A 21,732-nucleotide genomic window follows, 5' to 3' on the forward strand; every position below is an offset into this window, starting at 1 on the left:
CGCCTCAGCGTTTGTCCCTGGCGGTTGTATTGGCCCGCCATGACTCCAGCGCCGCCGCCAGCTCCATCGACGGATGCAGGCCGAACGTGCGGTGGTACATGCCGGCAAAGCGCCCCTGGTCCCACACCCCGTAACGTGCGCACACCGAGGTGACGGTGTCGCCCGGGGTAGCCTCGCGCAGCGCCTTGCGGATCACGTGCAGCCGTTCCAGCATGAAGTACTGGTGCGGCCCCATGCCGAACACTTCATCGAACGCGCGGCTCAACGAACGCTGCGAGGTGCCCGCGCTCAGCACCAGGTCACCGATCACCGCTTCCCCCCGGATGCTCTTGTGGATGTGGTCCAGGCTGAGGCGGATGATCTCGTTGCGCGGCAAGGTCGGCCGACCGCGCGTGCGCCGCACGGCTTCGGGATTGGCCAGCACCATGCAGCGCAGCAGTGCGTGGATCACCTGGCCACTGAACGAGCGGCGCACACTGGGCTCATCGAACACGCTGGGGGTCTGCCGATGGATCGCCAGTGCGCGGGTGACCAGGGTGATGATCGGTGCCATCTCGGCACGGCCGACATTCACCGCGTAGGTACGATCGATATGGTCGTCGAACAGTCCCGCCACTTCGCGCGCACGCTGCACCACCGCAGCGGCGTCCATGTCCAGCGCGAGGAACTGTGATTGCCTGCGGGTAAAGCCGTGCACTTCCACACCCGGTGCGAACCAGACGAACTGGTCATCGGCGGTCGCGCTCCCCTGCATGAACGCATCGCTGCCGGGCAGCGAGATGTGGACCACGTATCGACCGGGCTGGCTCAGCCCGTTGTACAGCGCCGGGGCGCCGTCCACGCCGAGCATCGCAGTGACGTCACCGGCATCCAGGATGTCCAGTGTCCATGCACGGCCGACCGGTCCGGTCACGCGCATCAGGCCGTCCACACCGGCGAGCGCGTCTGCGTAGGCCTCGAAGTCGGTGAAGCTCAGCAACGGCATCGGAGTTACCCGGTTCCGGTGGGACAGGATGCTTCGATAACGCCGGCCGCGAAACCGAATTTGCACGGTTGCGCGGCCGGTATTTGTACTGCCGGGGGCGGAGCCCCTACGTTGTGAGCGGTGAAGCGAACAGAAGGGATCAGGTCGGTGCGAAACCGCGCGTGCTCTTCTTCTCGTTCTTTTCCGCCTTCTTTTCCTTCGCAGTCTTGGCAGGTTTCTTCTTCTGCTCTTTCTGCTTGTCCAGACCCTTGGCCATGACGGCATGCTCCCTGTTGGAAGGGGAAGCATGGCACATCACGGGGGTGCGCAACGCATTGGCGGACAAATGGTCCGCCGCCGGCGTGGTCAGTTGAAGATTTCCCGGATGGCAGTGACCCGGCCGTCCCGGAAGACAATCTGGACGGTCTTGCGCGACTGGTAATACTCCCAGCGCTCGCCCAGGTTCCCGCCTTGGTCACTTTCTTCCTGGATGACCCGGTCCGGCTTGCCGGCCACTTGGACAACCCGGCCTGCGTTGTCGCCCGAATTCACCAGATTGTTGCCGAACCGGACACTGTCAGCCATCGCCGAGCCGGCCATCAGGCACAGCGCCAGCACCCATACGCTCCTGTTCATCATCCCTGCTCTCCTTGTAGCCATGGCGGGTGAGCCATGAGGCACTTTGCCATAAACCGCGTCAGGGCAAAGGATGCGCCGGCACGCCTTCGTGGGTCATCTTCACGGGCAGGATATGCCCCTGCGCATCGAACTCCATGCGATCGATGGCGGTGGCCCGTTCATTGCGGCCGGTCCGGCCCAGCGGGCGGCGGTGGTAGACGATGTACCAGCTGTCATCGTCAGGCGCGTGGATGAGCGAGTGGTGGCCAGCGCTGGTGGCGACCGCCGGGTCCTGCTGCAGGATCCGGCCGATCCGCTTGAACGGCCCGGTGGGCGCGTCGGCAATGGCGTAGGCCACCGAATAGTCAGGCTCGCCCCAACCGCCCTCGGACCACATGTAGTAATAGCGGCCGCCGCGCTTGAACATCAGCGAGCCCTCGACATACTCCGGCGCGGGGGTGATCTCCTTGTACAGCGTGCCATCGGGCAGCGGCACGATGCCGGTGAAGTCATCCTTCAACCGCACGATGTTGGCGTGCTTCCAGCCGCCATAGAGCATGTACCAGGTGCCGTCGTCGTCCTTGAAGACGAACTGGTCGATGGGCTGCGCTCCGTTGTGGAACGAACCGATCAGCGGCTTGCCCAGCAGGTCGCGGTACGGGCCTTCGGGCCGGTCGGCCACGGCCACGCCGATGCCGCCCACCTCGCTGTCGTTCTTGATGTCGTTGGCGGAGAAGAAGAAATAGTACTTTCCTTCCTTCTCCACCACCGACGGGGCCCACAGTGCTTCTTTTGCCCAGGACACCGCCTCGATCTTCAGCACACCGGGATGCCGGGTCCACTGCACCAGGTCGGGTGAGGAAAACGCGTCGAACGCGGTCTGCTCGGCATACGGTCGCGAGCTGGTGGGGAAAATCCAATAGGTCTTGCCGAACACCGCCGCCTCAGGATCGGCATACCAGCCCGGCAGGATCGGGTTGCCGGACATCGGCGCGGCCACCGCGCCAAATGAAACTGCTGCCGCCAGTGCTGCGGCCACCATCATCGTGCTGCGAAACCCCATGCCCTGCCCTCCCATGCCAGATCATCGAAGGGTCAGTTTAGATCGATTCAAGCGCCGGCTTTGTGCGCACTGCAGCATTTTCCCGGCGCAGCTCCAAGGTTGCGCGCAGCCCGCCACCCTCCCGATTGGCCAGGATCAACCGCCCCCCCAGCGCGCGGGCCAGCTGGTCGGCGATGGCCAGGCCCAGCCCGGTGCCGCCACTGGCGCGGCCGCGCGAAGGCTCCAGCCGATGGAAGGGCTGCAGCACCGCCGCAAGCGACGCCTCGGGAATGCCCGGCCCACGGTCCATCACATCAATGCTCACCTCGCCCTGCGCGCCTATGGTCAGGCCCACGTCGGCGCTGCCGGCGTACGCCAGCGCGTTGTCGATCAGGTTCTGCACCACCCGCCGCAGGACCTGCGGATGGGTCGGCAGCGTGGCCTGCGCACCGGCCACGCGCCACACCGGTTTGCCCACCTCCGCGTAGTCGCCCACCACGCTGTCGAGGAACGCGGGCAGGTCGAGCTGCACGGGAGTGCCCATGCTGACAGTTGCGCTGCGCGCGTAATCGATGCCCTCGCGCACCAGCTGGCTGAGCTGGGTCACATCGCCCAGCAGGCGCTCCTGCGCGGGCGTCTCGTCCAGCGATTCGATACGCAGGCGCAGCCGGGTGATCGGCGTCTGCAGGTCGTGCGAGATCGCCGCCAGTATCTGCATGCGTTCGCTGACGTGGGCGGCCACGCGCGATTGCAGCGCGTTCAGCGCGCGTGCCGCGGCCTCCACTTCCTGCGGTCCCCGTTCGCTGATCGCATCGCCCTGCCCGGCCACGTCCAGGCGGTCGGCGGCTTCGGCCAGCCGTACCAGCGGGCGTGTGGCCAGGCGCACCGCCAGCCACACGCAGCCCAGCAACACCAGCACCTGCGCGGCGAGCACCCACGGCAGCCAGCGCGCGATCGGCAGCAGCGACGGGGTGACTTCGATGGTCAACGGCTGGCCATCGGCCAGGGTCAGCTCCACCTCGTAGCGCTCCGGCGAGGCCGAGACCGCGCGCGGCCGCAATGCGTAGCGATGCGCCAGCGAATCATCGATCAGCCCGGCCACCTGGCGCGCGCGCTCGCTGGCCAGCGCGCTGCCCGGCTGTGCGGGGCGCAGCAGATAGCGGTAGGTGCGCCGTTCCAGCTGCGGCAGCCACGCCGTGCGTTCGGCCGGTGAAAGATGCTCGAGCAGCGCCACGCTGAGCGGCACGTCGTCTTCCATGTTGCTCAACATCATCGCGCGGGTAGCGGTGGCGCGCTCGTGGAACAGCAGCGCGAACGACAGGCCGTGCGCGAGCAGCATGCCAGCGGCCAGGATCAGCAACAGACGGGTACCCAGCGTGCGCGGCAACCAGGAGAACCTACGGCGATGCGCGGGGGCGTTCATGCGTCCTCGTCGAGCAGCACGACCGGCTGGCTGAACACATAGCCTTCGCTGCGCACGGTCTTGATGAAGGTCTGTTCGCGCGCACCATCGCCCAGACGCTGACGCAGGCGGCTGACCAGCAGGTCGATGGAGCGGTCGAACAGTTCGGCGTCGCGGCCCTGGGTCAGGTTGAGCAGCTGGTCGCGGCTGAGCACGCGCTGCGGATGGTCGATGAACACGCGCAGCAGGCGGAACTCGCCGCCACTGAGCGGATAGACCGTGCCGGCCTCGTCCAGCAGGTGCCGCGCACTGGTATCCAGCCGCCAGCTGCCAAAGCGGATCAACCGTGCGGCCTCGCTCACCTGCAGGTTCGGCGGCAGCATGCGCGCGCGCCGGATCACCGCAGTGATGCGCGCCAGCAGCTCGCGCGAGGAGAACGGCTTGACCACGTAATCGTCGGCGCCCATTTCCAGGCCGATGATGCGGTCGGTTTCATCATCGCGCGCAGTCAGCATCACCACGGGTACGGCGCGGTGCTTGCCGGCACGCAGGTTGCGGCACAGCGACAGCCCGTCCTCGCCCGGCATCATCACGTCCAGCACGATCAGGTCCACGTCACTGGTCTCCAGCGTGGCGCGCATCTCGCGCCCGTCGGCCGCCTGGCTTACGCGCAGGCCGTTGCGGCGCAGGTAGTCGCCGACCAGCTGGCGGATATCGGCGTCGTCATCGACAACCAGGATGTGGTCGGTGTGGGTGCTCATGCCTGCTCCGCGTGATGGCCATCGGCGGCCCGCTGCGGGCCCGTGGACGCATGGTATCGCCGCCGGCGCGGTGCTGCGGGCCGGCGGGGGCATCCATTTGTATGACTGTGTATCAACCGCCGCCGTGGTGCGGAAAGGCGACAAATCTCCGGGTTCGCCGACACCTGCCGGATACGGGGCAGGCGTTGAATGGCCTCCAACGCCGGCGGCTCCTCCGCTGGCCGCCTACCCCGAGGACATCTGCATGAATGCCACCGTCTCCCCCCGTTCCAACACCGCGCTGGTCTTCGGCGGCTCCCGTGGCATTGGTGCCGCCATTGCCAGGCGGCTGGCCCGTGAGGGTCATCCCGTGGCGCTGACCTTCGTCTCCCAGCCTGAGAAAGCCGCCGCGGTGGTCGCCTCGATCCAGGCCGACGGCGGCCAAGCCATCGCCCTGCAGGCGGACAGCGCCGATGCGCAGGCCATCGCGTCAGCGGTCAAACAAGCAGTGGACACCTTTGGCCCGCTGCAGGTGGCGGCGGTCAATGCCGGCATCTACCGGGGCAGCCCGCTGGCCGACTTTCCCACCGACCTGCTGGACCGGATGCTGGCCGTGAACGTGCGTGGCGTGTTCCTCGCCGTGCAGGCCGCCGCCGCTGCCATGAACGATGGCGGGCGCCTGATCACCATCGGCAGCAACACCGCCGTGCGCAGCGGTGCGGTCGGCAGCAGCGTCTATGCGATGACCAAGTCCGCCGTGGCCACGCTGGTGCGCGAACTGGCGCTGGACCTGGCGCCGCGCCGGATCACGATCAACAACATCCAGCCCGGACCGATCGCCACCGACATCACCGCCGACTTCGTCGACCAGCTGGTGCAGCGCAACCCGCTTGGCCGGGTCGGCCAGCCCGATGAAGTCGCAGGACTCACCGCCTGGCTTGCCAGCCATGAAGCGGCCTACATGACCGGTTCCAGCCTGACCATCGATGGCGGCTGGGCCATCTGAACGTCAACGGAGAGCACCATGCACACCCCTTCTTCTTTCCCGCTGTCCCATTCGCCGCGGTCGTTCGGCGCCTCCCTGCTGGGCATGGCGATGGCCCTGGCGGCCTCTGCATCCGCCATCGCATCACCTGCCCTGCCCGTCCCTGCGCCGACGGTGGCGGTCGCACACGCGCCGCCCGCGCTGGAGGCGAACAAGCATGTCGTCGCTGGCGACCTGGACGTGGCCTACGCCGAGCTGGGCCCCGCCGACGGCGAGGTGGTCGTACTGCTGCACGGCTGGCCCTATGACATCAATGCCTATGCCGAGGTCGCGCCGCAGCTGGCGGCCAAGGGTTACCGGGTGATCGTGCCGCACCTGCGTGGCTATGGCAGCACCCGCTTCCTGTCGGCGCAGACGCCGCGCAATGGTGAACCGGCGGCGCTTGCTTCCGATGTGCTGAACCTGCTTGATGCCCTGCACATCCCGCGCGCCAACCTGGCCGGCTTCGACTGGGGCGCACGCTCGGCCGACATCGTTGCCGCGCTGTGGCCGGAACGGGTCAAGTCGCTGGTCTCGGTCAGCGGCTATCTCATCGGCAGCCAGGAAGCCGGCAAGACGCCGCTGCCGCCGCAGGCCGAACTGCAGTGGTGGTACCAGTTCTACTTCGCCACCGATCGCGGCGAGGCCGGTTACGCACGCTACACGCACGACTTCGCCCGCCAGATCTGGCAGCTGGCCTCGCCGCAGTGGCGCTTCGACGATGCCACGTTCGCGCGCAGCGCCGCCGCGTTCGACAACCCCGACCACGTGGCCATCGTCGTGCACAACTACCGCTGGCGCCTGGGCCTGGCCGACGGCGAGCCGAAGTACGCCGCGCTGGAGCAGCGGCTGGCGCAGGCGCCGAGCATCGGCGTCCCGACCATCACCTTGGAGGGCGATGCCAATGGCGCGCCGCACCCCAAGCCCGAGGCCTATGCCGCCAAGTTCACCGGGCCTTATGAGCATCGCCTGCTGCAGGGCGGCGTGGGCCACAACCCGCCGCAGGAAGCACCGCAGGCGTTCGTCCAGGCGGTAATCGACGCCGCTGCACTCTGATCCGCCCCCTTCATCCATACCGAGGCAATCCCCATGAATGCAATCGACAAGGTTCTGTACACCGGCAAGACCCACACCGTCGGCGGTCGCGCCGGACGCGCGTACAGCGACGACGGCCAACTGGATATCGCGCTGTCCCCGCCGGGTAGCGGCCAGCCGGGCACCAATCCCGAGCAGCTGTTCGCGGCCGGCTGGTCAGCCTGCTTCCAGGGCGCGATGGCCACGGCCGCGCGCAGCTTGAACCTGACCCTGCCCGCCGACACCGCCGTTGATGCCGAAGTCGACCTCGGCATGGTCGGCGAGGATTACCAGCTGCAGGCACGGCTGCTTGTCAGCGTGCCTGGCATGGACCGCGCGCAGGCCACGGCACTGGTGGAGGCTGCGCACCGCACCTGCCCGTACTCCAAGGCCACGCGCGGCAACATCGACGTACAGCTCTCGGTCGCCTGAGGAGAAGGACCATGCGCATGCTTCGCCCGATCATCACCCTGCTGGCCGCGTGCATCTCCGCCAGCGCCTGTACGCCGGGCGCAGCGGCCGACCCGGTCCCGCCCAGCCCCAACATGCCGGCGCCGCAGGCGCCGGAGTTCACCGGCATCGAGCACTGGCTCAACGGCCCGCCGCAATCGCTGCAGCAGCTGCGCGGCAAGGTGGTGCTGGTGGAGTTCTGGACCTACTCCTGCATCAACTGCCTCAACGTGATGCCGCACGTGAAGCGGTGGCATGACACCTACGCCAGCCAGGGGTTGACCGTGATCGGCGTGCACACCCCCGAGTTCGGCTATGAAAAGCTGCCGCGCAACGTGGAGGCGGCAGTGAAGCGGCTCGGTGTCACCTGGCCGGTAGCGCAGGACAACGCCTACCAGACCTGGCGCGCGTACGGAAACCAGTACTGGCCGGCGCTGTACCTGATCGACCAGGAAGGCCGCATCGTGTACCGGCATTTCGGCGAAGGCGATTACGCGGCCACCGAAGCGCATATCCGCAAACTACTCGCCTCATAGCCTTAGAACCGGTACACGAATCCGAGCCGAAGGCCGGCGTCCTTGAAGTCTACGTTGCCGCTGAAGCTGTCCTTGTCGGCGTCGGCTTCGATGCGGGTATAGGTGTAATCGAGGGTGAAGCCGGTGCGCTCCCAGGGGAACCATTCCACACCGGCGCGGCCGAAGTAGATGTCGCCGTCGATGTCGTCGACGCTCACGGTGAAGTAGCCCACGTCGGCGGAAAGGCGCCAGTCGTCTGACGGCGTCCAACGCCAGCCGGCGCCGATCATCGGCGCCGGCACATCGGCCGATACCCGGCTGCTGGCTGCGCCACCGCCTTGGTTGCCACCCACGTCCACATCGAGCTTGATGCCCAACTCCATGCGGTACCAGACCAGGCCGACGCGCGGACCCAATGCCCACTGGTCGCGCGATGCTGCCCACCAGGTATACTACGCCTCGTAGGCATCGATATCCACATCGGTGCGTATCGTGCTGGACGCTTCGTAGAGCGTACCGTCGAATTCGATGTCGCGGTTGATCTGGCGGGTCGCATCGGCGCTCTGTGTGTAGTACGAGAGTGCGAACTCATGCTTTTCCCACGGGCGCCAGGTGAGGCCGACGTTGGCTACCAGGTTGTCGTCGCCCAGGCCCAGGTCGCGGTGGAGGTCGATGTCGGTACCGCGGCTGCCTCCGCCATCGGCACGGATCTCGGTATCGAACGACGTCACATAGCCGCTGACACGTACACTGAAGGTGTCCAGCGGTTCTACGGCGTGGGCGCATGGGGCGAACGCCAACACCAGTGTCAGCAGGCCGAGGATGAAGAGGCTGTTGCGGGACGGCAGGGAGAACGACATGACCGGTGCTCCGGGGTGGCCGAGCTCAAGGGAGTGGTGCGGGTCCGCTAATCTGGAAACCATCGTTGCACCATTCTGGCCGGCGAAGGTCAGTAAATGTACTGAACGTGGCAGCCAGGCAGGGCCTGGCTCTACGATGGCGCCGGGGTGTCTGTTGGCTTCTTGAGGATCCTTCATGGAGTTTCTGGTCAACATCGATGTCGATAATCTTGATGACGCGCTGGCGTTTTACACACGGGCCTTCGAGCTGCGCGCGGGACGGCGCTTCGGAAGCGACGGCGTGGAGCTGCTGGGTGGACCGGCACCGATCTACCTGCTGGTCAAGGCATCAGGCACCTCGGCCACGCCGCAGGTGCGAGACCGCCGCGATTACCGCCGGCATTGGACACCGCTGCACCTGGACTGGGTAGTGAAAGACCTGGATGTTGCCCTGGCACGCGCCGTGGCCGCAGGCGCACGCGTGGAGCAGCCGCCGGCAACCCATGCCTGGGGACGCATCGCCCTGCTCGCCGATCCGTTCGGCCACGGCTTCTGCCTGCTGCAGTTCCTCGGCCGTGGCTACGACGAGATCAGCGACTGACGCGCGTCATCAGTGCGACAGGTACTGTTCGGCGGAAAAAGAGCGCAGGAAATCATCTGCCTCGCGCTTGGACATGCCGCTCTTGCGGGCGTCGGCAAAATCGCGCTGGAATTCCGCTGTTTTCTGGTAAGCCTCGAACTTCGCCGCGCGGTAGGCCTCGAACGCCGCAGCGTCCATCGCCTGGCGTTCGACCACCTTTCCGGCCTCCACCCGGATCAGCTGGTAGTGGTCGTAGAGGGACCCATAGCCCATGTGCACGTACCGGATCTGGCTCCCATCGGGGATCACCAGCGTACCGCTGTACCAGTCGGCCAACACGCGCGCAACGTTGGGAAACAGGGTCGGAAGCAGCTCCTTGGTTTCCTCCGGGGATACCCGGATGGTCATCGATGCCAGCACCAGCTGGTCCTGGTCGATGCGCCAGCGGGCCACGTAGCCGCGCCAGTTCGCGCTGGATATCACGGCGTCTTCCGGCGGCGTCCAGCCGATCCGTTTCAGATGCGCGGACAGCGGATTGGTGTTGAGCGGGAATTTCTCGCCGTTCACCTCGATCGTGTCCGAAATCTGCGCGGTGGCCTTCACCGTCCCCGGTAGCAGCAACGCCAGCGTGCACAGCACCACCAGGATCGAACGGATCATGCAGGTTCCCCTTTTTCAATCGGTCCCGCGCAGCATATCCACGAACGCGCGCAATGCCGAGGACATCTGCCGTTGGCGTGGGTAGTACAGCACCCAGCCGGCGAACGGTTCGCTCCAGTCTTCCAGCACCGCCACCAGCCGGCCGTCGTCCAGGTACGGGCGCGCCGCATCCTCCAGCACGTAGGCCAGGCCCAGGCCGTCCAGCACCGCCTGCAGGATCGTGTGCTGATCCCCGAGCGTGAGCCGGCCCGGCACATCGATGTCGAGCGTCTGTCCATCGCGCTCGAACTGCCACTTGTACAGATGGCCGCTGGCAAAGCGGAAGCGCACGCACTCATGCTCCACCAGCTCGCGCGGGTGCAGTGGCACCGCCCGGCCCTGCAGGTAGGCCGGCGATGCCACGATCAGCCCGCGTAATGGCGGCCCCAGCGGCACCGCCACCATGTCTTCGGGTACGAACTCATGCAGCCGCACCCCCGCGTCGTAACCCTCGGCCACGATATCCACCAGGCCATCGTCCTGCGCCACCTCCAGCCGTACATCGGGGTGCGCGCGCAGGTAATGCGCCAGGCGCGGGCCCAGCTCGGTATGCACCGCCGCGCGGGTGGCATTGATGCGCAGCAGCCCGGCCGGCGCCGCACGGAAGTGGTTCATCTCCTCCAGCGCGTCATGCACCTGGCCCAGCGCCGGCTGCAGGCGATCAAGCAGCCGCTGCCCGGCCTCGGTCAGCGCCACGCTGCGGGTAGTGCGGTGGAACAGCCCCACCCCCAGCCGCTCTTCCAGCGCGCGGATGGCGTAGCTCACCGCCGAGGTCGACAGCGCCAGTTCCGCCCCGGCACGGCGGAAGCTGCGGTGGCGGGCTACCGCCGCGAACGCGGCCAGGTGGGTCAGGTTGTCAGTAGCCACGATTGTGCAGTCTGCCTTGATGAATCATGCCGATATCCTGACTGTATACCGATGGATAGCGGGCGTATTGTAAAGCGCCTTTCCATAAATCCCAGGATGTTTCCATGTCCCTCGCCCATGGCTATGCCGTGCATGACCAGACCGCGCCGCTGGTGCCGTTCTCCTTCGAGCGCCGCCCGGTCGGTGCCGACGATGTCCGCATCCAGATCCTCTACAGCGGCATCTGCCACTCCGACCTGCACCAGGCCCGCGACGACTGGGGCGGCGCCCAGTTCCCGATGGTGCCGGGCCACGAAATCATCGGCCGGGTCACCGAAGTCGGCGCCAACGTCACCCGCTTCAAGGTCGGCGACTTCGCCGGCGTCGGCTGCATGGTCGACTCCTGCCGCCATTGCGACGCCTGCGACCACGACCTGGAGCAGTACTGCGAAAAGGGCCCGACCTACACCTACAACAGCAAGGAGCGCGGCAGCGACCAGCTCACCTTCGGTGGCTACTCCGACCACATCGTGGTTGAACAGCGCTTCGTGGTGAAGGTCGCCGACACGCTCGACCTGAAGGCGGCCGCCCCGCTGCTGTGCGCCGGCATCACCACCTACTCCCCCCTGCGCCACTGGAAGGTCGGCCCCGGCCAGAAGGTCGGCGTGATCGGCCTGGGTGGCCTCGGCCACATGGGCGTGAGGTTCGCCAAGGCGATGGGCGCCACCGTGGTGATGATCACCACCACCCCGGAAAAGGGTGCCGATGCCAAGCGCCTGGGCGCCGACGAAGTGCTGGTCTCGCGCGACCCGGCGCAGATGAAGGCCCACGCCAACAGCTTCGACTTCCTGCTCAACACCATCCCGGTCAGCCACGACACCAACCCGTACATGCAGCTGCTCAAGCGCGACGCCACCATGTGCCTGGTGGGCGTGATCACCGAGCTGGACCCGCCACTGATGGGTTCCAGCGTGATCTTCGGCCGCAAGCACGTGACCGGCTCGGCGATCGGCGGCATGGCCGAGACCCAGGAAATGATGGATTTCTGTGCCGAACACAACATCGTCAGCGACGTGGAAGTGATCGACATCAAGACCGTCAATGAAGCCTGGGCGCGCATGGCGAAGAACGATGTGCGCTACCGGTTCGTGATCGACATGGCAACGTTGGCGGCATGATGTAGAAGAAAAAACCCCGGCCTGGCCGGGGTTTTTTTTCGGGGTTCAGTACGCGAACTGCTTGAATACCGGGTCCACGCTCTGGTTCCACTCGCCGTGGTACAGCGCCAGCTTGCGCTCGGCCGGCGTGATGCCCGACGCCACGATCTCCTGCAGCACGTCCAGGAAGTGGCTTTCATCCTGCCCGTCCGCATTGCGCGCCGCGCGCCGCTTCAGGCCAGCTACAGCGATCTTCAACGCCTCGGCCGCCAGGTCGCGTACCGTGCCGCCGCGGAACGGCAGGTTCAGCGCATGCTTCGGCACCCCATCGCGCAGCGCATGGCGTTCCACCAGGCTGAAGTCACGCACCAGGTCCCAGGCCGCATCCAGCGCCGCATCGTCGTACAGCAAGCCCACCCAGAACGCCGGCAGCGCACACAGCCGCGCCCACGGGCCACCATCGGCCCCGCGCATTTCCAGATACTTCTTCAAGCGCACTTCCGGGAACGCCGTGGTCATGTGGTCCGACCAGTCGCGCAGCGTCGGCAGCTGGCCCGGTAGCACCGGCAGCTTGCCCACCATGAAATCGCGGAAGCTCTGCCCGCTGGCGTCGTGGTACACGCCATCGCGGTAAGAGAAATACATCGGCACATCGAGCAGGTAATCCACGTAACGCTCGTAACCGAAGCCATCCTCGAACACGAAGTCGAGCATGCCCGTACGGTCCGCGTCCGTATCCGTCCAGATGTGCGAGCGGTAGCTCAGGTAACCGTTCGGCTTGCCCTCGGTGAACGGCGAATCGGCAAACAGCGCGGTGGCGATCGGCTGCAGCGCCAGCGACACCCGGAACTTCTTCACCATGTCCGCTTCGGTGGCGTAATCCAGGTTCACCTGCACCGTGCAGGTGCGCGTCATCATGTCCAGCCCAAGCGAACCCACCTTCGGCATGTAATCGCGCATGATGCGGTAGCGGCCCTTGGGCATCCACGGCATCTCTTCGCGCGTCCACTTCGGCTGGAAGCCCATGCCCAGGAAGCCCAGCTCCAGCTCCGCCGCCACCTGCGCCACCTCGTTGAGGTGCGTGCCGGTTTCCACACAGGTCTGGTGGATGCTTTCCAGCGCCGCGCCCGACAGCTCCAGCTGCCCGGCCGGCTCCAGCGTCACCGACGCGTTGTCACGCAGCAGCGCGATGGTGCGACCGTTCTCCTGCACCGGCGCCCAGCCGAAGCGGGTCAGCCCGGTGAGCAGCGCTTCGATGCCGCGCTCGCCATCGAAGGTGGGCGGGCGCAGGTCGTCAAGCCGGAAGCCGAACTTCTCGTGTTCGGTGCCGATGCGCCACTGCGCCTTGGGCTTTTCGCCGGAGGCCAACGTGGCGACCAGTTCATTACGGTCGGTGATCGGCGTCTCGGCGACGTGGCTGGGGCTCGACAAGGGGAGGCTCGCAGGGATTCTGGACTGGACGGGGATGTGGGGCTGATCGCCCCGCATCGCAAGGGCGCAGTATAGGGTGGCGGTTCCGGCCGTCATGCCACCGTGACGGTTTTCTGCATCCTATTGGATGGGACTTGACCGCCTGCCATGCCCGCCGCCACTGGCTTGCGCGCGTTGGCCCGGCGCGTGGCAGCAGCATGGCGCGGCCGCTTGGCCGATACTGCATCCTCATGGACATGCCCGTTACCCCCGATCCGCTGCTGGCCGAGATGGCCAGCCTTGCCGACTGCCAGCGCGCGGGCGGGTATGCCTGCATCACCGCCCGCCGTGAACACGGCGCCCAGTCGGTGGACATTCCGCAACCGCAGTTCGCCATCCTGCTGCAGGGGCGCAAGCAGGTGCGCACCGCGCACCAGATCCTTCAATTGGTGCCCGGCGATCTGTTCCTGATCACCCGACGCTGCCGGATCGACGTGGTCAACACGCCCGATCCGCAAAGCGGGCTGTACCTCAGCGCGATCGTGCCGCTGTGCGCCGAAGCGCTGGCGGCCGCACGCGTGCTGTGGAACGAGCCGCTGCCCGAGGCCGGCGACCCACTGGCCAGACTGTCGCTGCACGACCATGCGGACACCCTGCGCCAATGGCGCCAGGCACTGGAGCACGCCCAGTACACCGAAGCCCGCCTGGCCCTGGCCTCGCTGGTGCTGGCGTTCTGCCGGCGCGGCCACGGCAGCCTGCTGGTGCCGCCCGAGCCCAGCCTGGGCGAACGCATCCGCGACCTGATTGCGGCCCAGCCCGAACGCGACTGGCAATCGCGCGATTTCGAAGACCAGCTCGGTCTCAGCGGCGCCACCCTGCGGCGGCGCCTGGCCAGCGAACAGTCCAGCGTGCGCGAGCTGATCGCCGATGCGCGCCTGGCCCACGCCATGAACCTGCTCTACACCACTCAACTGCCGCTCAAGACCGTGGCCGCGCGGGTCGGCTACCGCTCGCCGGGCAGTTTCAGCAAGCGCTTCGCCGCGCGCTACGGGCTGGAACCGACAGCGATCGGCAACAGCTGAGCGCACCGCGAGCGTTTCGCCGCGCATTCTGAGCGGAACGCCGTGCCCGCCCCGCGCACCATGCAGGCACCGCGGCGCTGCCGCCTTGTACGGAAACGATCATGTCCTTCCCCCGTGTGCGTGTCCTTGCCACCGCCCTGCTGCTGGCCGCGGTTGCCGCACCTGCGTTCGCCACTACCACCCACCACCCGCTGGAGCAGGTGCCCGGCGTGTACCACCAGCAGGTCGGCGAGCTGGAAGTCACCGCCCTGTTCGACGGCACCGTGGCCCTGGGCCGTTCGGAACTGGTCGGCATCGCACCGGGCGCGGTCACCCGCCTGCTCGACCACCGCTACGTGCCCGAAGACGGCAAGGGCCTGCAGACCGCGGTCAACGCTTACCTGATCCAGCGCGGCAACCACCTCACCCTGGTAGACACCGGCACCGCCGGCTGCTTCGGCCCGGGGCTGGGCCAGGTGCTGGGCAACCTGCGCAAGGCCGGCTACGACCCTGCCGAGGTGGATGATGTCCTGCTCACCCATGCCCACCCCGACCACCTGTGCGGCCTGCTCGATGCGCAGGACAAGGTCGCGTATCCCAACGCCACCGTGTGGCTGTCTGAAGCCGATGCCGCCTATTGGCTGGACCCGGCCAGCGAGGCCGGCGCGCCGCAGGGCGTGCGTTTTGCCTTCGCCTTGGCCCGCAAGGCCGTGGCGCCCTACGTGGCCAGCGGCAAGCTGCACCGCTTCCGCCCCGGGCAGGCGCTGCCGAACGGCGTCACCGCGCTGGACAGCCACGGGCATACCCCGGGCCATGTGTCCTGGAAGATCGACGGCGGTGAGCGGCAGGCGGTCCTGGTGTGGGGCGACATCGTGCACTTCCATGCCGTGCAGTTCGCCCAGCCGCAGGCCGCCTACGAAGCCGACAGCGACCGCACGGCCGCCATTGCCAGCCGTCGCGCGATGATGGCGCAGGCCGCCGATGGGGGGTGGTGGGTCGCCGGTGCCCACCTGCCGTTCCCGGGCCTGGGGCATGTCCGTCGGGAAGGCGAAGCCTTCGCCTGGGTACCGGGCGAATTCGCACCCTTACCTGCGCGCTGACGCATGCACCGAGCAACGGTCGGTACCTGCCGGCAGCACCCGACCGTTGGTCGGGTGACAGCAATCAGGGCGCGTCGGGCGCCGGTTTGTTCAGGCCCAGCCAGCCGCCGATGATCCCGCGCGCCTCGTCCACGCCCTGGCGGGCCGGGCCGGAGAAGGTCTGCACGCTGACGGTGTCGCCAAAGGCGGACTGCAGTTCCTTGCGCACCTTCTGCAGGGCAATGCCCTGCTGGCCACGGCCGAGCTTATCGGCCTTGGTCAGCAGCGCGTGCGCCGGCAGCCCGCGCCGGACCGCGTAGGCCAGCATCTGCCGGTCGTAGTCCTTGAGCGGGTGGCGGATGTCCATCACCACCACCAGCCCGCGCAGGGCCTCGCGGGTGCGGAAGTACTGGTCGATGAAGGCCTGCCAGTGCGCCTGCAGGTCCAGCGGCACCTTGGCGTAGCCGTAACCGGGCAGGTCGACCAGCTTGGCCTCGGGGGTGACTTCGAAGAACACCAGCTGCTGGGTGCGGCCGGGGGTCTTGGACACCCGGGCCAGGCTGTTCTGGCGGGTCAGGGCGTTGAGGGCACTGGATTTGCCGGCGTTGGAGCGGCCGGCAAAGGCCACTTCGGCCCCCACGTCGTCCGGCAATTGCCGGGTATTGTGGGCCGAGAGCAGGTAATGGGCGCGTTCGAGGAGCAATGACATGGGCATAGGATCGCATGTCCGGGCCCGCCGCGTGCTGCCGGTCACGGGTTTTGCCGCACTGCCGCGTTGACCCCGGCGTGAAACGGCATGGATAATCGGGCGATCCCCGCGTGTGCAGCCTGCACACGCCAGGCCGGTCCACACGGAGCTTCCGCATGCGCCATGCTCGCGTTCTTGCCGTTTCCGCTGTCGCTGTATCGTTGCTCGCCGCTGTTGCCTATGCCCAGACCGCAGTGACTCCGCTGCCGGACAACACGCCGGTGAGGACGGCGTCGCTCGAAGTCGATTTCAGCAAGACCACGTGGGGCGATGCCAAGGCGGGCCAGACCAAGGCTGCCGCGTGCGCGGCGTGCCACTCGGCCGATGGCAACTCGACCGTGGAGATGTACCCCAGCATCGCCGGCCAGAGCGAGCGCTACTCTTCGCAGCAGATGGCCCTGATCGCCAACGGCCAGCGCACGTCGGGGGCATCGGCGGCGATGGTGCCGTTCGTGCAGGACCTCAGCCCGCAGGACATGCGCGACATCGGTGCGTATTTCGCAACGCAGAAGGCCAGCGCCGGGCTTGCCGATGACAGCCTGGTGGCCGAAGGTCCCTACAAGGACAAGAAGTTCTACGAAATCGGCCAGCAGCTCTACCGCGGCGGCGATGCCCAGCGTGGCATTCCGGCGTGCATGGCCTGCCACGGCCCCACCGGGGCCGGCAACCCGGGCCCGGCCTACCCGCACGTGGGCGGCCAGCACGCCTCGTATGTGGCGCGGCGGCTGCAGGAGTACCAGGCGGGCGTGACCCAACAGACCGACAAGGCGCACTTCCAGATCATGGCCACCATTGCCAAGTCGCTGACCGAGCAGGAAATCCAGGCACTGGGGAGCTACCTGCAGGGCCTGCACAACCGCGCCGATGACGTGGCCACCGCCGCGCCGCGTTCGGTCGTGGGTGGTGCACGCCAATGACGGCTGTCCGGGACCGATGACAGATGCGCCCCGCCCAGGCGGCGGGTTATGTTCACTGCCACGCCGGCACTGGGCCGGCGTTGTTTTTTCTGATGGAGATGGATGTAGATGACGTTGATGCCCCGCCTGATGCTGTTGCTGCTGGCCCTGAGCCCCCTGTCCGTACTGGCCGCGCCTGCCCCCGCCGCACTGGTGGAAGGCAAGGATTACGAGGTGATCCAGGCAGCCGGCCCGCTTGCGCCGCTGGCCGGCAAGATCGAAGTGGCCGAGGTGTTCGGCTACACCTGCCCGCACTGCGCCCACTTCGAGCCGCTGCTGCAGGCCTGGCAGAAGAAGCTGCCCAAGGATGTGCGCTTCACGCCGGTGCCGGCCGTGTTCGGCGGCTACTGGGATTCCTATGCCCGCGCCTACTACGCCGCCGATCAGCTGGGCGTGGCCAAGCGCAGCCATGTGGCGATGTTCGATGCACTGCATGAAAAGGGCTCGCTGCCCCTGTCCAACGTATCGCCCACGGAGCTGGCCGGCTTCTACAAGGACTACGGCGTGACCGAACAGCAGTTCACCACCGCGCTGAAGAGCGATGAAGTGGAGGCAAAGCTGGCCGTGGCCAAATCCTTCGCGCAGCGGGTCAAGGTGCAGGGCACCCCGTCGCTGATCGTCAACGGCAAGTACCTGGTCAAGGGCACGTCCTTCGAAAGCATGCTGCGCAACGCCGATGCCCTGATCGCCCGCGAACGCGCCGCGAAGGCTCGCTGAACCGTCACGCACCCTGCACGCGGCGCCCCGGCGGCCGCGTGTCATCATTCCCCCCTGGCCGGCGCCCGACGCGCCGGCCCCAACATGCTCTGCTGGAGACGCTTCGATGAAGACCCGTTTCGCCCTCATGCTCATGGCCCTGCTGCCGATCCTGGCCGCCTGCAAGGCGCAGGACGGCACCGCCAACACCGCCACGCCGACCGAACCGGCTGCGCCGACCAGCACCCCGGCGGCTGAAACCGCCCCGGCCCCGACCGAGGCCGCACCGGCCGCCAGCGGCGAAACCGCCGCCGCCGAGACCGCCGCTGCCGAAGCCACCACCCCGGCCCCGGCACCGGCTTCCTCGCAGCCGACCGGTCCGGCGCCCGTGGAAGGCGCCGACTACGTGGTCATCGCCAACGGCAAGCCGTTCCAGCCGGCCACCGGCAAGATCGAAGTGGCCGAAGTCTTCGGCTTCGTCTGCCCGGCCTGCGCCGCGTTCCAGCCGCTGATCGGGCCGTGGAAAGCCGGCCTGCCGAGCGATGTGAACTTCGTCTACGTGCCGGCCATGTTCGGCGGCACCTGGGATGACTACGCCAAGGCCTTCTACGCCGCACAGGCGCTGAACCTGGAAGACAAGACCCACGAAGCGCTGTACAAGGCCATCCACGTCGACCAGGCCCTGAAGGGCGAGCGCGGCCGTGATTCGGTGCAGGACATCGCTGCCTTCTATGCCAAGCACGGCGCCGATGCCAAGCAGTTCGAAGCCACCATGTCGAGCTTCGCGGTGAGCGCCAAGACCAGTGCCGCCAAGCAGTTCGCCCAGCGCAGCCAGATCACCGGCACGCCGTCGGTGATCGTCAACGGCAAGTACCTGGTCAAGGGCAAGAGCTTCCCGGACATGCTGCGCATCGCCGATCACCTGATCGCCCGCGAACGCGCCGCCAAGGGCAACTGAGCATCCAAGAGCAAGCGACCGTCGTGACTTCCCCCAACACGCGGACCCTGCGCCTGCTGACGGCCAACATCCAGGCCGGCTCCAGCACCCGCCGCTACAGCGACTACGTGACCCGCAGCTGGTCGCATGCGCTGCCGGCGGGGCGCAAGCGGACCAGCCTGGACGCCATCGCCCAGCTGGCCCGCGGTCACGACATCGTCGGTTTGCAGGAGGCCGACCCCGGCAGCCTGCGCTCGGGCTTCACCAACCAGACCCACTACCTGGCCGAGCGCGCCGGCTTCAATTACTGGAGCCACCAACCCAACCGCCGCATGGGCGGGGTGGCCTCCAGTGCCAACGGCCTGCTGAGCCGGCTGGAACCGGTGGAAGTCCAGGACCATGCCCTGCCCGGCCGGATCGGCGGGCGCGGCGTGCTGCTGGCCAAGTTCGGCGATGGCAACGAGGGCCTGGCGGTCGCGGTGGCGCACCTGTCGCTGGGCACCAACTCGCGCATGTCGCAGCTGGCCTTCATCGCCGATCTGTTGTCCGAGCATTCCAACGCGGTGCTGATGGGCGACTTCAACTGCCTGGCCGAACGCCCGGAAATGCAGGTGCTGTACCAGAAGACCAACCTGCAACCGCCCGGCTGCGCGGTACCCACCTTCCCGAGCTGGCGGCCGGACCGGGCCATCGACCACATCCTGCTCAGCAGCGGCCTGCAGCAACGCAGTGCCGAAGCGGTACCGGCGGCGTTTTCCGATCACCTGGCACTGGCCATGGAGATCGACGTGCCGAGCGACGCCCTGCGCTGACCGCGTAAACGGGATGTCCACAGCGCGTATGCGCTAATGCGTGGGGTCTGCCGGCAACGGCACCGTGAGCCCCTTCATCCATGAACATCGTGGAGACGCCTCCCAGCGAGGTGCGCACGCTTCGACCGGTCTTCCTGCTTGCCGCCACGATCGTGGCGGCATTCGCCATTCTGGTCACCGCGTTTCCCATTTCGTCCGGCGTGCTGCTGCTGGAAGCGCAGACCTGGGCGTCGCGCAACGTGGGCTGGTACTACCTGCTGGCAATGACCGTGTACCTGGTCTTCGTGGTCGGCGTGGCACTGTCCGGCTACGGCCAGGTGAAACTGGGCGCGGACCATGACGAGCCGGAGTTCAGCTATCTCTCTTGGGCCGGCATGCTGTTCGCGGCCGGGATCAGCATCACGCTGTTCTTCTTCTGCGTGTCCGAACCGCTCACCCATTACCTGCAGCCGCCACAAGGTGGCGTGGGTGGTGGCGAAGCCGGCGCGCGCCAGGCCATGCAGCTGCTGTTCCTGCACTGGGGCCTGCACGGCTGGGGCGTGTTCGCGCTGGCGGCGATGGCGCTGGCCTACTTCGCGTACCGCCACAACCTGCCACTGGCGCTGCGGTCGGCGCTGTACCCGCTGATCGGCAAGCGCATCAACGGCCCCATCGGTTACACCGTGGATGCGCTGGGCATCGTGGCCACCGTGTTCGGCATCGGCGCGGACATGGGCTTTGGCGTGCTGCACCTCAATGCCGGCCTGAACGTGCTGCTGCCGATCCCGCACGCGCCGTGGGTGCAGGTGGCGCTGATCGCGCTGATGATGGGCGCGGCGATCATCGTGGCGGTGTCCGGCGTGGAGAAGGGTGTGCGCTGGATGTCGGACATCAACATGCTGCTGGCCATCGCGCTGCTGCTGTTCATGCTGTTCGCCGGCCCCACCCAGTACCTGCTCAGCACCTTCATGCAGAACCTGGGCGATTACCTGGGCAATGTGGTGGGCAAGAGTTTCGACGTGTATGCCTACGGCGGCCGCGCCGACTGGCTGGGCAACTGGACGGTGTTCTACTGGGCCTGGTGGATCGGCTGGGCGCCGTTCGTGGGGCTGTTCATCGCCCGCATTTCGCGCGGGCGGACCATCCGTGAATTCGTGTTCGGCGTGCTGCTGATCCCGCTCGGCTTCACCCTGGCGTGGCTGTCGATCTTCGGCAACAGCGCGCTGGACCAGGTGCTGCACCACGGCCAGGAGCACCTGGCGCAGATGGCCGTGGATAACCCGCCGACCGTGCTGTACGCGCTGCTGGACAACTACCCGTGGAGCCGCGCGGTGATCACCGTGACGGTGATCGTGAGCTTCATCTTCTTCGTGACCTCGGCCGATTCGGGCACCGTGGTGCTGTCCACCCTGTCCTCGCACGGCGGCCTGCCGGAGGAAGATGGCCCGCGCTGGTTGCGGGTGTTCTGGGGGGTGATGACCGCGCTGGTTACCGCCGGGCTGCTGCTGGCCGGCAGCATGGATGCGCTCAAATCGGCGGTGGTGCTCGCCTCGTTGCCGTTCTCGGTGGTGCTGCTGTTGATGCTGTGGGGGCTGACCCGTGCATTGGGCGAGGAATCGCAGCGGAAGAAAGCCTCGCAATACTCGCCCATTCCCGTGGTGGGGCAATCACGGCACCAGCGTGGCTGGCGCCAGCGCATCACCCAGGCCGTGCACTTCCCGGCACGCGACGAGGTGTACCGCTTCATGGATGAAGAAGTGCGCCCAGCGCTTGAGGCCGTGGCCGCGCAGCTGCGCGACAAGGGGCTGGACGTGGAAACCCGCTTCGAGCCAGGCGACATGCAGCTCACCGTGGACCATGGCGAGCAGCAGGTGTTCACCTACCAGGTGGTGATGAAAGGCTACCTCACCCCTTCGTTCGCCGCGCAGCGCTTCCGCAACCAGCGCTACTACCGCGCCGAAGTGCACCTCTATGAAGGTGGACAGGATTACGAGCTGGTCGGCTACAGCCGCCAGCAGATCATCAACGACATCATCGACCAGTACGAGCGCCACCTGCAGTTCCTGCATCTGACCCGTTGAACCCGCTGGTCTCCCGACGCAAA

24 protein-coding genes are annotated in these 21,732 nt (G+C 67.1%); 13 read left to right on the plus strand and 11 right to left on the minus strand.

Annotated elements, in window-relative coordinates; genetic code table 11:
• Window positions 1-4: 4 nt before the first annotated feature.
• The 5 genes from BAY15_RS15980 to BAY15_RS16000 form a co-directional block, all read right to left on the minus strand.
• Window positions 5-985, minus strand: coding sequence for an AraC family transcriptional regulator (locus BAY15_RS15980; protein WP_068853987.1), 981 nt, complete (start codon window positions 983-985; stop codon window positions 5-7).
• Between the two features lie 345 nt (window positions 986-1,330).
• Window positions 1,331-1,582: a DUF2845 domain-containing protein gene (locus BAY15_RS15985; RefSeq protein ID WP_157771768.1), complete on the minus strand. Its 252-nt coding sequence runs from the start codon at window positions 1,580-1,582 to the stop codon at window positions 1,331-1,333.
• Between the two features lie 79 nt (window positions 1,583-1,661).
• Complete coding sequence (locus BAY15_RS15990) at window positions 1,662-2,645, minus strand: glycoside hydrolase family 43 protein (RefSeq protein WP_083214209.1); 984 nt, start codon at window positions 2,643-2,645, stop codon at window positions 1,662-1,664.
• Between the two features lie 37 nt (window positions 2,646-2,682).
• Window positions 2,683-4,047, minus strand: a complete 1,365-nt coding sequence (locus BAY15_RS15995) for a sensor histidine kinase (protein WP_068853988.1) — start codon at window positions 4,045-4,047, stop codon at window positions 2,683-2,685.
• Window positions 4,044-4,787 carry a response regulator gene (locus BAY15_RS16000; protein WP_083214210.1) on the minus strand — a complete coding sequence of 248 codons (744 nt, stop codon included), beginning with the start codon at window positions 4,785-4,787 and terminating at the stop codon, window positions 4,044-4,046. Before BAY15_RS16000 ends, BAY15_RS15995 begins: the two co-directional genes overlap by 4 nt.
• Before the next feature lie 244 nt (window positions 4,788-5,031).
• Between BAY15_RS16000 and BAY15_RS16005 the strand changes: the two genes are divergently transcribed.
• From BAY15_RS16005 to BAY15_RS16020, 4 genes are read left to right on the plus strand one after another with little or no spacing between them, the layout of a single operon-like run.
• On the plus strand, window positions 5,032-5,772 hold the full coding sequence (locus tag BAY15_RS16005) for an SDR family NAD(P)-dependent oxidoreductase (protein ID WP_099047416.1): 741 nt from the start codon (window positions 5,032-5,034) through the stop codon (window positions 5,770-5,772).
• Between the two features lie 18 nt (window positions 5,773-5,790).
• On the plus strand, window positions 5,791-6,846 hold the full coding sequence (locus BAY15_RS16010) for an alpha/beta fold hydrolase (RefSeq protein ID WP_068853989.1): 1,056 nt from the start codon (window positions 5,791-5,793) through the stop codon (window positions 6,844-6,846).
• A gap of 33 nt (window positions 6,847-6,879) precedes the next feature.
• Window positions 6,880-7,296 (plus strand): organic hydroperoxide resistance protein, encoded by a 417-nt coding sequence (locus tag BAY15_RS16015; protein ID WP_068853990.1) that lies wholly within the window; start codon window positions 6,880-6,882, stop codon window positions 7,294-7,296.
• Between the two features lie 11 nt (window positions 7,297-7,307).
• On the plus strand, window positions 7,308-7,850 hold the full coding sequence (locus tag BAY15_RS16020; RefSeq protein WP_208856110.1) for a thioredoxin family protein: 543 nt from the start codon (window positions 7,308-7,310) through the stop codon (window positions 7,848-7,850).
• A gap of 2 nt (window positions 7,851-7,852) precedes the next feature.
• Here BAY15_RS16020 and BAY15_RS16025 read toward each other — a convergent pair whose 3' ends face one another.
• Window positions 7,853-8,245, minus strand: a complete 393-nt coding sequence (locus tag BAY15_RS16025) for an outer membrane beta-barrel protein (RefSeq protein WP_068853991.1) — start codon at window positions 8,243-8,245, stop codon at window positions 7,853-7,855.
• A 36-nt stretch (window positions 8,246-8,281) separates the two neighbouring features.
• Window positions 8,282-8,689 carry a hypothetical protein gene (locus BAY15_RS16030; protein ID WP_068853992.1) on the minus strand — a complete coding sequence of 136 codons (408 nt, stop codon included), beginning with the start codon at window positions 8,687-8,689 and terminating at the stop codon, window positions 8,282-8,284.
• 175 nt (window positions 8,690-8,864) lie between these two features.
• Here BAY15_RS16030 and BAY15_RS16035 point away from each other — a divergent pair, with 175 nt between their 5' ends.
• Entirely contained in the window at window positions 8,865-9,269 is a 405-nt protein-coding gene (locus BAY15_RS16035; protein WP_068853993.1) for a VOC family protein, read from the plus strand.
• Window positions 9,270-9,278: 9 nt separating this feature from the next.
• On the opposite strand, the gene BAY15_RS16040 is transcribed toward BAY15_RS16035, so the two are convergent.
• Together BAY15_RS16040 and BAY15_RS16045 are read right to left on the minus strand one after the other, a co-directional pair.
• The gene (locus BAY15_RS16040) at window positions 9,279-9,908 is read right to left on the minus strand and encodes a hypothetical protein (protein ID WP_083214211.1); all 630 of its coding nucleotides are present in this window, start codon (window positions 9,906-9,908) and stop codon (window positions 9,279-9,281) included.
• A 15-nt stretch (window positions 9,909-9,923) separates the two neighbouring features.
• Window positions 9,924-10,814: a LysR family transcriptional regulator gene (locus BAY15_RS16045; RefSeq protein WP_068853994.1), complete on the minus strand. Its 891-nt coding sequence runs from the start codon at window positions 10,812-10,814 to the stop codon at window positions 9,924-9,926.
• Between the two features lie 104 nt (window positions 10,815-10,918).
• Here BAY15_RS16045 and BAY15_RS16050 point away from each other — a divergent pair, with 104 nt between their 5' ends.
• Window positions 10,919-11,971 (plus strand): NAD(P)-dependent alcohol dehydrogenase, encoded by a 1,053-nt coding sequence (locus BAY15_RS16050; RefSeq protein ID WP_068853995.1) that lies wholly within the window; start codon window positions 10,919-10,921, stop codon window positions 11,969-11,971.
• A 45-nt stretch (window positions 11,972-12,016) separates the two neighbouring features.
• On the opposite strand, the gene BAY15_RS16055 is transcribed toward BAY15_RS16050, so the two are convergent.
• Window positions 12,017-13,381, minus strand: coding sequence for a glutamate--cysteine ligase (locus BAY15_RS16055; protein ID WP_068853996.1), 1,365 nt, complete (start codon window positions 13,379-13,381; stop codon window positions 12,017-12,019).
• 236 nt (window positions 13,382-13,617) lie between these two features.
• On the opposite strand from BAY15_RS16055, the gene BAY15_RS16060 reads away from it, so the two are divergent.
• Together BAY15_RS16060 and BAY15_RS16065 are read left to right on the plus strand one after the other, a co-directional pair.
• Window positions 13,618-14,442, plus strand: coding sequence for a helix-turn-helix transcriptional regulator (locus tag BAY15_RS16060; RefSeq protein WP_428999273.1), 825 nt, complete (start codon window positions 13,618-13,620; stop codon window positions 14,440-14,442).
• Between the two features lie 101 nt (window positions 14,443-14,543).
• Window positions 14,544-15,521: an MBL fold metallo-hydrolase gene (locus BAY15_RS16065; protein ID WP_068853998.1), complete on the plus strand. Its 978-nt coding sequence runs from the start codon at window positions 14,544-14,546 to the stop codon at window positions 15,519-15,521.
• Window positions 15,522-15,585: 64 nt separating this feature from the next.
• Here the strand turns inward: BAY15_RS16065 and yihA are convergent, their stop codons facing one another.
• A complete protein-coding gene (gene yihA, locus BAY15_RS16070) occupies window positions 15,586-16,209 on the minus strand; it encodes a ribosome biogenesis GTP-binding protein YihA/YsxC (protein WP_068853999.1) in 624 nt (207 codons plus the stop codon).
• A 155-nt stretch (window positions 16,210-16,364) separates the two neighbouring features.
• On the opposite strand from yihA, the gene BAY15_RS16075 reads away from it, so the two are divergent.
• From BAY15_RS16075 to betT, 5 genes are all read left to right on the plus strand, one after another.
• Window positions 16,365-17,165, plus strand: coding sequence for a c-type cytochrome (locus BAY15_RS16075; protein ID WP_068854000.1), 801 nt, complete (start codon window positions 16,365-16,367; stop codon window positions 17,163-17,165).
• A 108-nt stretch (window positions 17,166-17,273) separates the two neighbouring features.
• Window positions 17,274-17,921 carry a thiol:disulfide interchange protein DsbA/DsbL gene (locus tag BAY15_RS16080; protein ID WP_068854001.1) on the plus strand — a complete coding sequence of 216 codons (648 nt, stop codon included), beginning with the start codon at window positions 17,274-17,276 and terminating at the stop codon, window positions 17,919-17,921.
• 106 nt (window positions 17,922-18,027) lie between these two features.
• On the plus strand, window positions 18,028-18,858 hold the full coding sequence (locus BAY15_RS16085) for a thiol:disulfide interchange protein DsbA/DsbL (protein ID WP_068854002.1): 831 nt from the start codon (window positions 18,028-18,030) through the stop codon (window positions 18,856-18,858).
• A gap of 53 nt (window positions 18,859-18,911) precedes the next feature.
• Window positions 18,912-19,649 (plus strand): endonuclease/exonuclease/phosphatase family protein, encoded by a 738-nt coding sequence (locus BAY15_RS16090; protein ID WP_176472599.1) that lies wholly within the window; start codon window positions 18,912-18,914, stop codon window positions 19,647-19,649.
• A gap of 80 nt (window positions 19,650-19,729) precedes the next feature.
• Complete coding sequence (gene betT, locus BAY15_RS16095; RefSeq protein ID WP_068854004.1) at window positions 19,730-21,709, plus strand: choline BCCT transporter BetT; 1,980 nt, start codon at window positions 19,730-19,732, stop codon at window positions 21,707-21,709.
• The last annotated feature ends 23 nt before the right edge of the window (window positions 21,710-21,732 follow it).

Origin of the sequence: Stenotrophomonas rhizophila (assembly GCF_001704155.1) — a bacterium.
In the GTDB taxonomy this organism is placed as follows: Bacteria; Pseudomonadota; Gammaproteobacteria; order Xanthomonadales; family Xanthomonadaceae; genus Stenotrophomonas; species Stenotrophomonas rhizophila_A.

Coding starts and splice junctions, on each gene's coding strand:
- BAY15_RS15980 (WP_068853987.1), bottom strand. CDS start 985: ATGCCGTTGCTGAGCTTCACCGACTTCGAGGCCTACGCAGACGCGCTC.
- BAY15_RS15990 (WP_083214209.1), bottom strand. CDS start 2,645: ATGGGGTTTCGCAGCACGATGATGGTGGCCGCAGCACTGGCGGCAGCA.
- BAY15_RS15995 (WP_068853988.1), bottom strand. CDS start 4,047: ATGAACGCCCCCGCGCATCGCCGTAGGTTCTCCTGGTTGCCGCGCACG.
- BAY15_RS16000 (WP_083214210.1), bottom strand. CDS start 4,787: ATGAGCACCCACACCGACCACATCCTGGTTGTCGATGACGACGCCGAT.
- BAY15_RS16005 (WP_099047416.1), top strand. CDS start 5,032: ATGAATGCCACCGTCTCCCCCCGTTCCAACACCGCGCTGGTCTTCGGC.
- BAY15_RS16010 (WP_068853989.1), top strand. CDS start 5,791: ATGCACACCCCTTCTTCTTTCCCGCTGTCCCATTCGCCGCGGTCGTTC.
- BAY15_RS16015 (WP_068853990.1), top strand. CDS start 6,880: ATGAATGCAATCGACAAGGTTCTGTACACCGGCAAGACCCACACCGTC.
- BAY15_RS16020 (WP_208856110.1), top strand. CDS start 7,308: ATGCGCATGCTTCGCCCGATCATCACCCTGCTGGCCGCGTGCATCTCC.
- BAY15_RS16030 (WP_068853992.1), bottom strand. CDS start 8,689: ATGTCGTTCTCCCTGCCGTCCCGCAACAGCCTCTTCATCCTCGGCCTG.
- BAY15_RS16035 (WP_068853993.1), top strand. CDS start 8,865: ATGGAGTTTCTGGTCAACATCGATGTCGATAATCTTGATGACGCGCTG.
- BAY15_RS16040 (WP_083214211.1), bottom strand. CDS start 9,908: ATGATCCGTTCGATCCTGGTGGTGCTGTGCACGCTGGCGTTGCTGCTA.
- BAY15_RS16050 (WP_068853995.1), top strand. CDS start 10,919: ATGTCCCTCGCCCATGGCTATGCCGTGCATGACCAGACCGCGCCGCTG.
- BAY15_RS16060 (WP_428999273.1), top strand. CDS start 13,618: ATGCCCGTTACCCCCGATCCGCTGCTGGCCGAGATGGCCAGCCTTGCC.
- BAY15_RS16065 (WP_068853998.1), top strand. CDS start 14,544: ATGTCCTTCCCCCGTGTGCGTGTCCTTGCCACCGCCCTGCTGCTGGCC.
- yihA (WP_068853999.1), bottom strand. CDS start 16,209: ATGTCATTGCTCCTCGAACGCGCCCATTACCTGCTCTCGGCCCACAAT.
- BAY15_RS16075 (WP_068854000.1), top strand. CDS start 16,365: ATGCGCCATGCTCGCGTTCTTGCCGTTTCCGCTGTCGCTGTATCGTTG.
- BAY15_RS16080 (WP_068854001.1), top strand. CDS start 17,274: ATGACGTTGATGCCCCGCCTGATGCTGTTGCTGCTGGCCCTGAGCCCC.
- BAY15_RS16085 (WP_068854002.1), top strand. CDS start 18,028: ATGAAGACCCGTTTCGCCCTCATGCTCATGGCCCTGCTGCCGATCCTG.
- betT (WP_068854004.1), top strand. CDS start 19,730: ATGAACATCGTGGAGACGCCTCCCAGCGAGGTGCGCACGCTTCGACCG.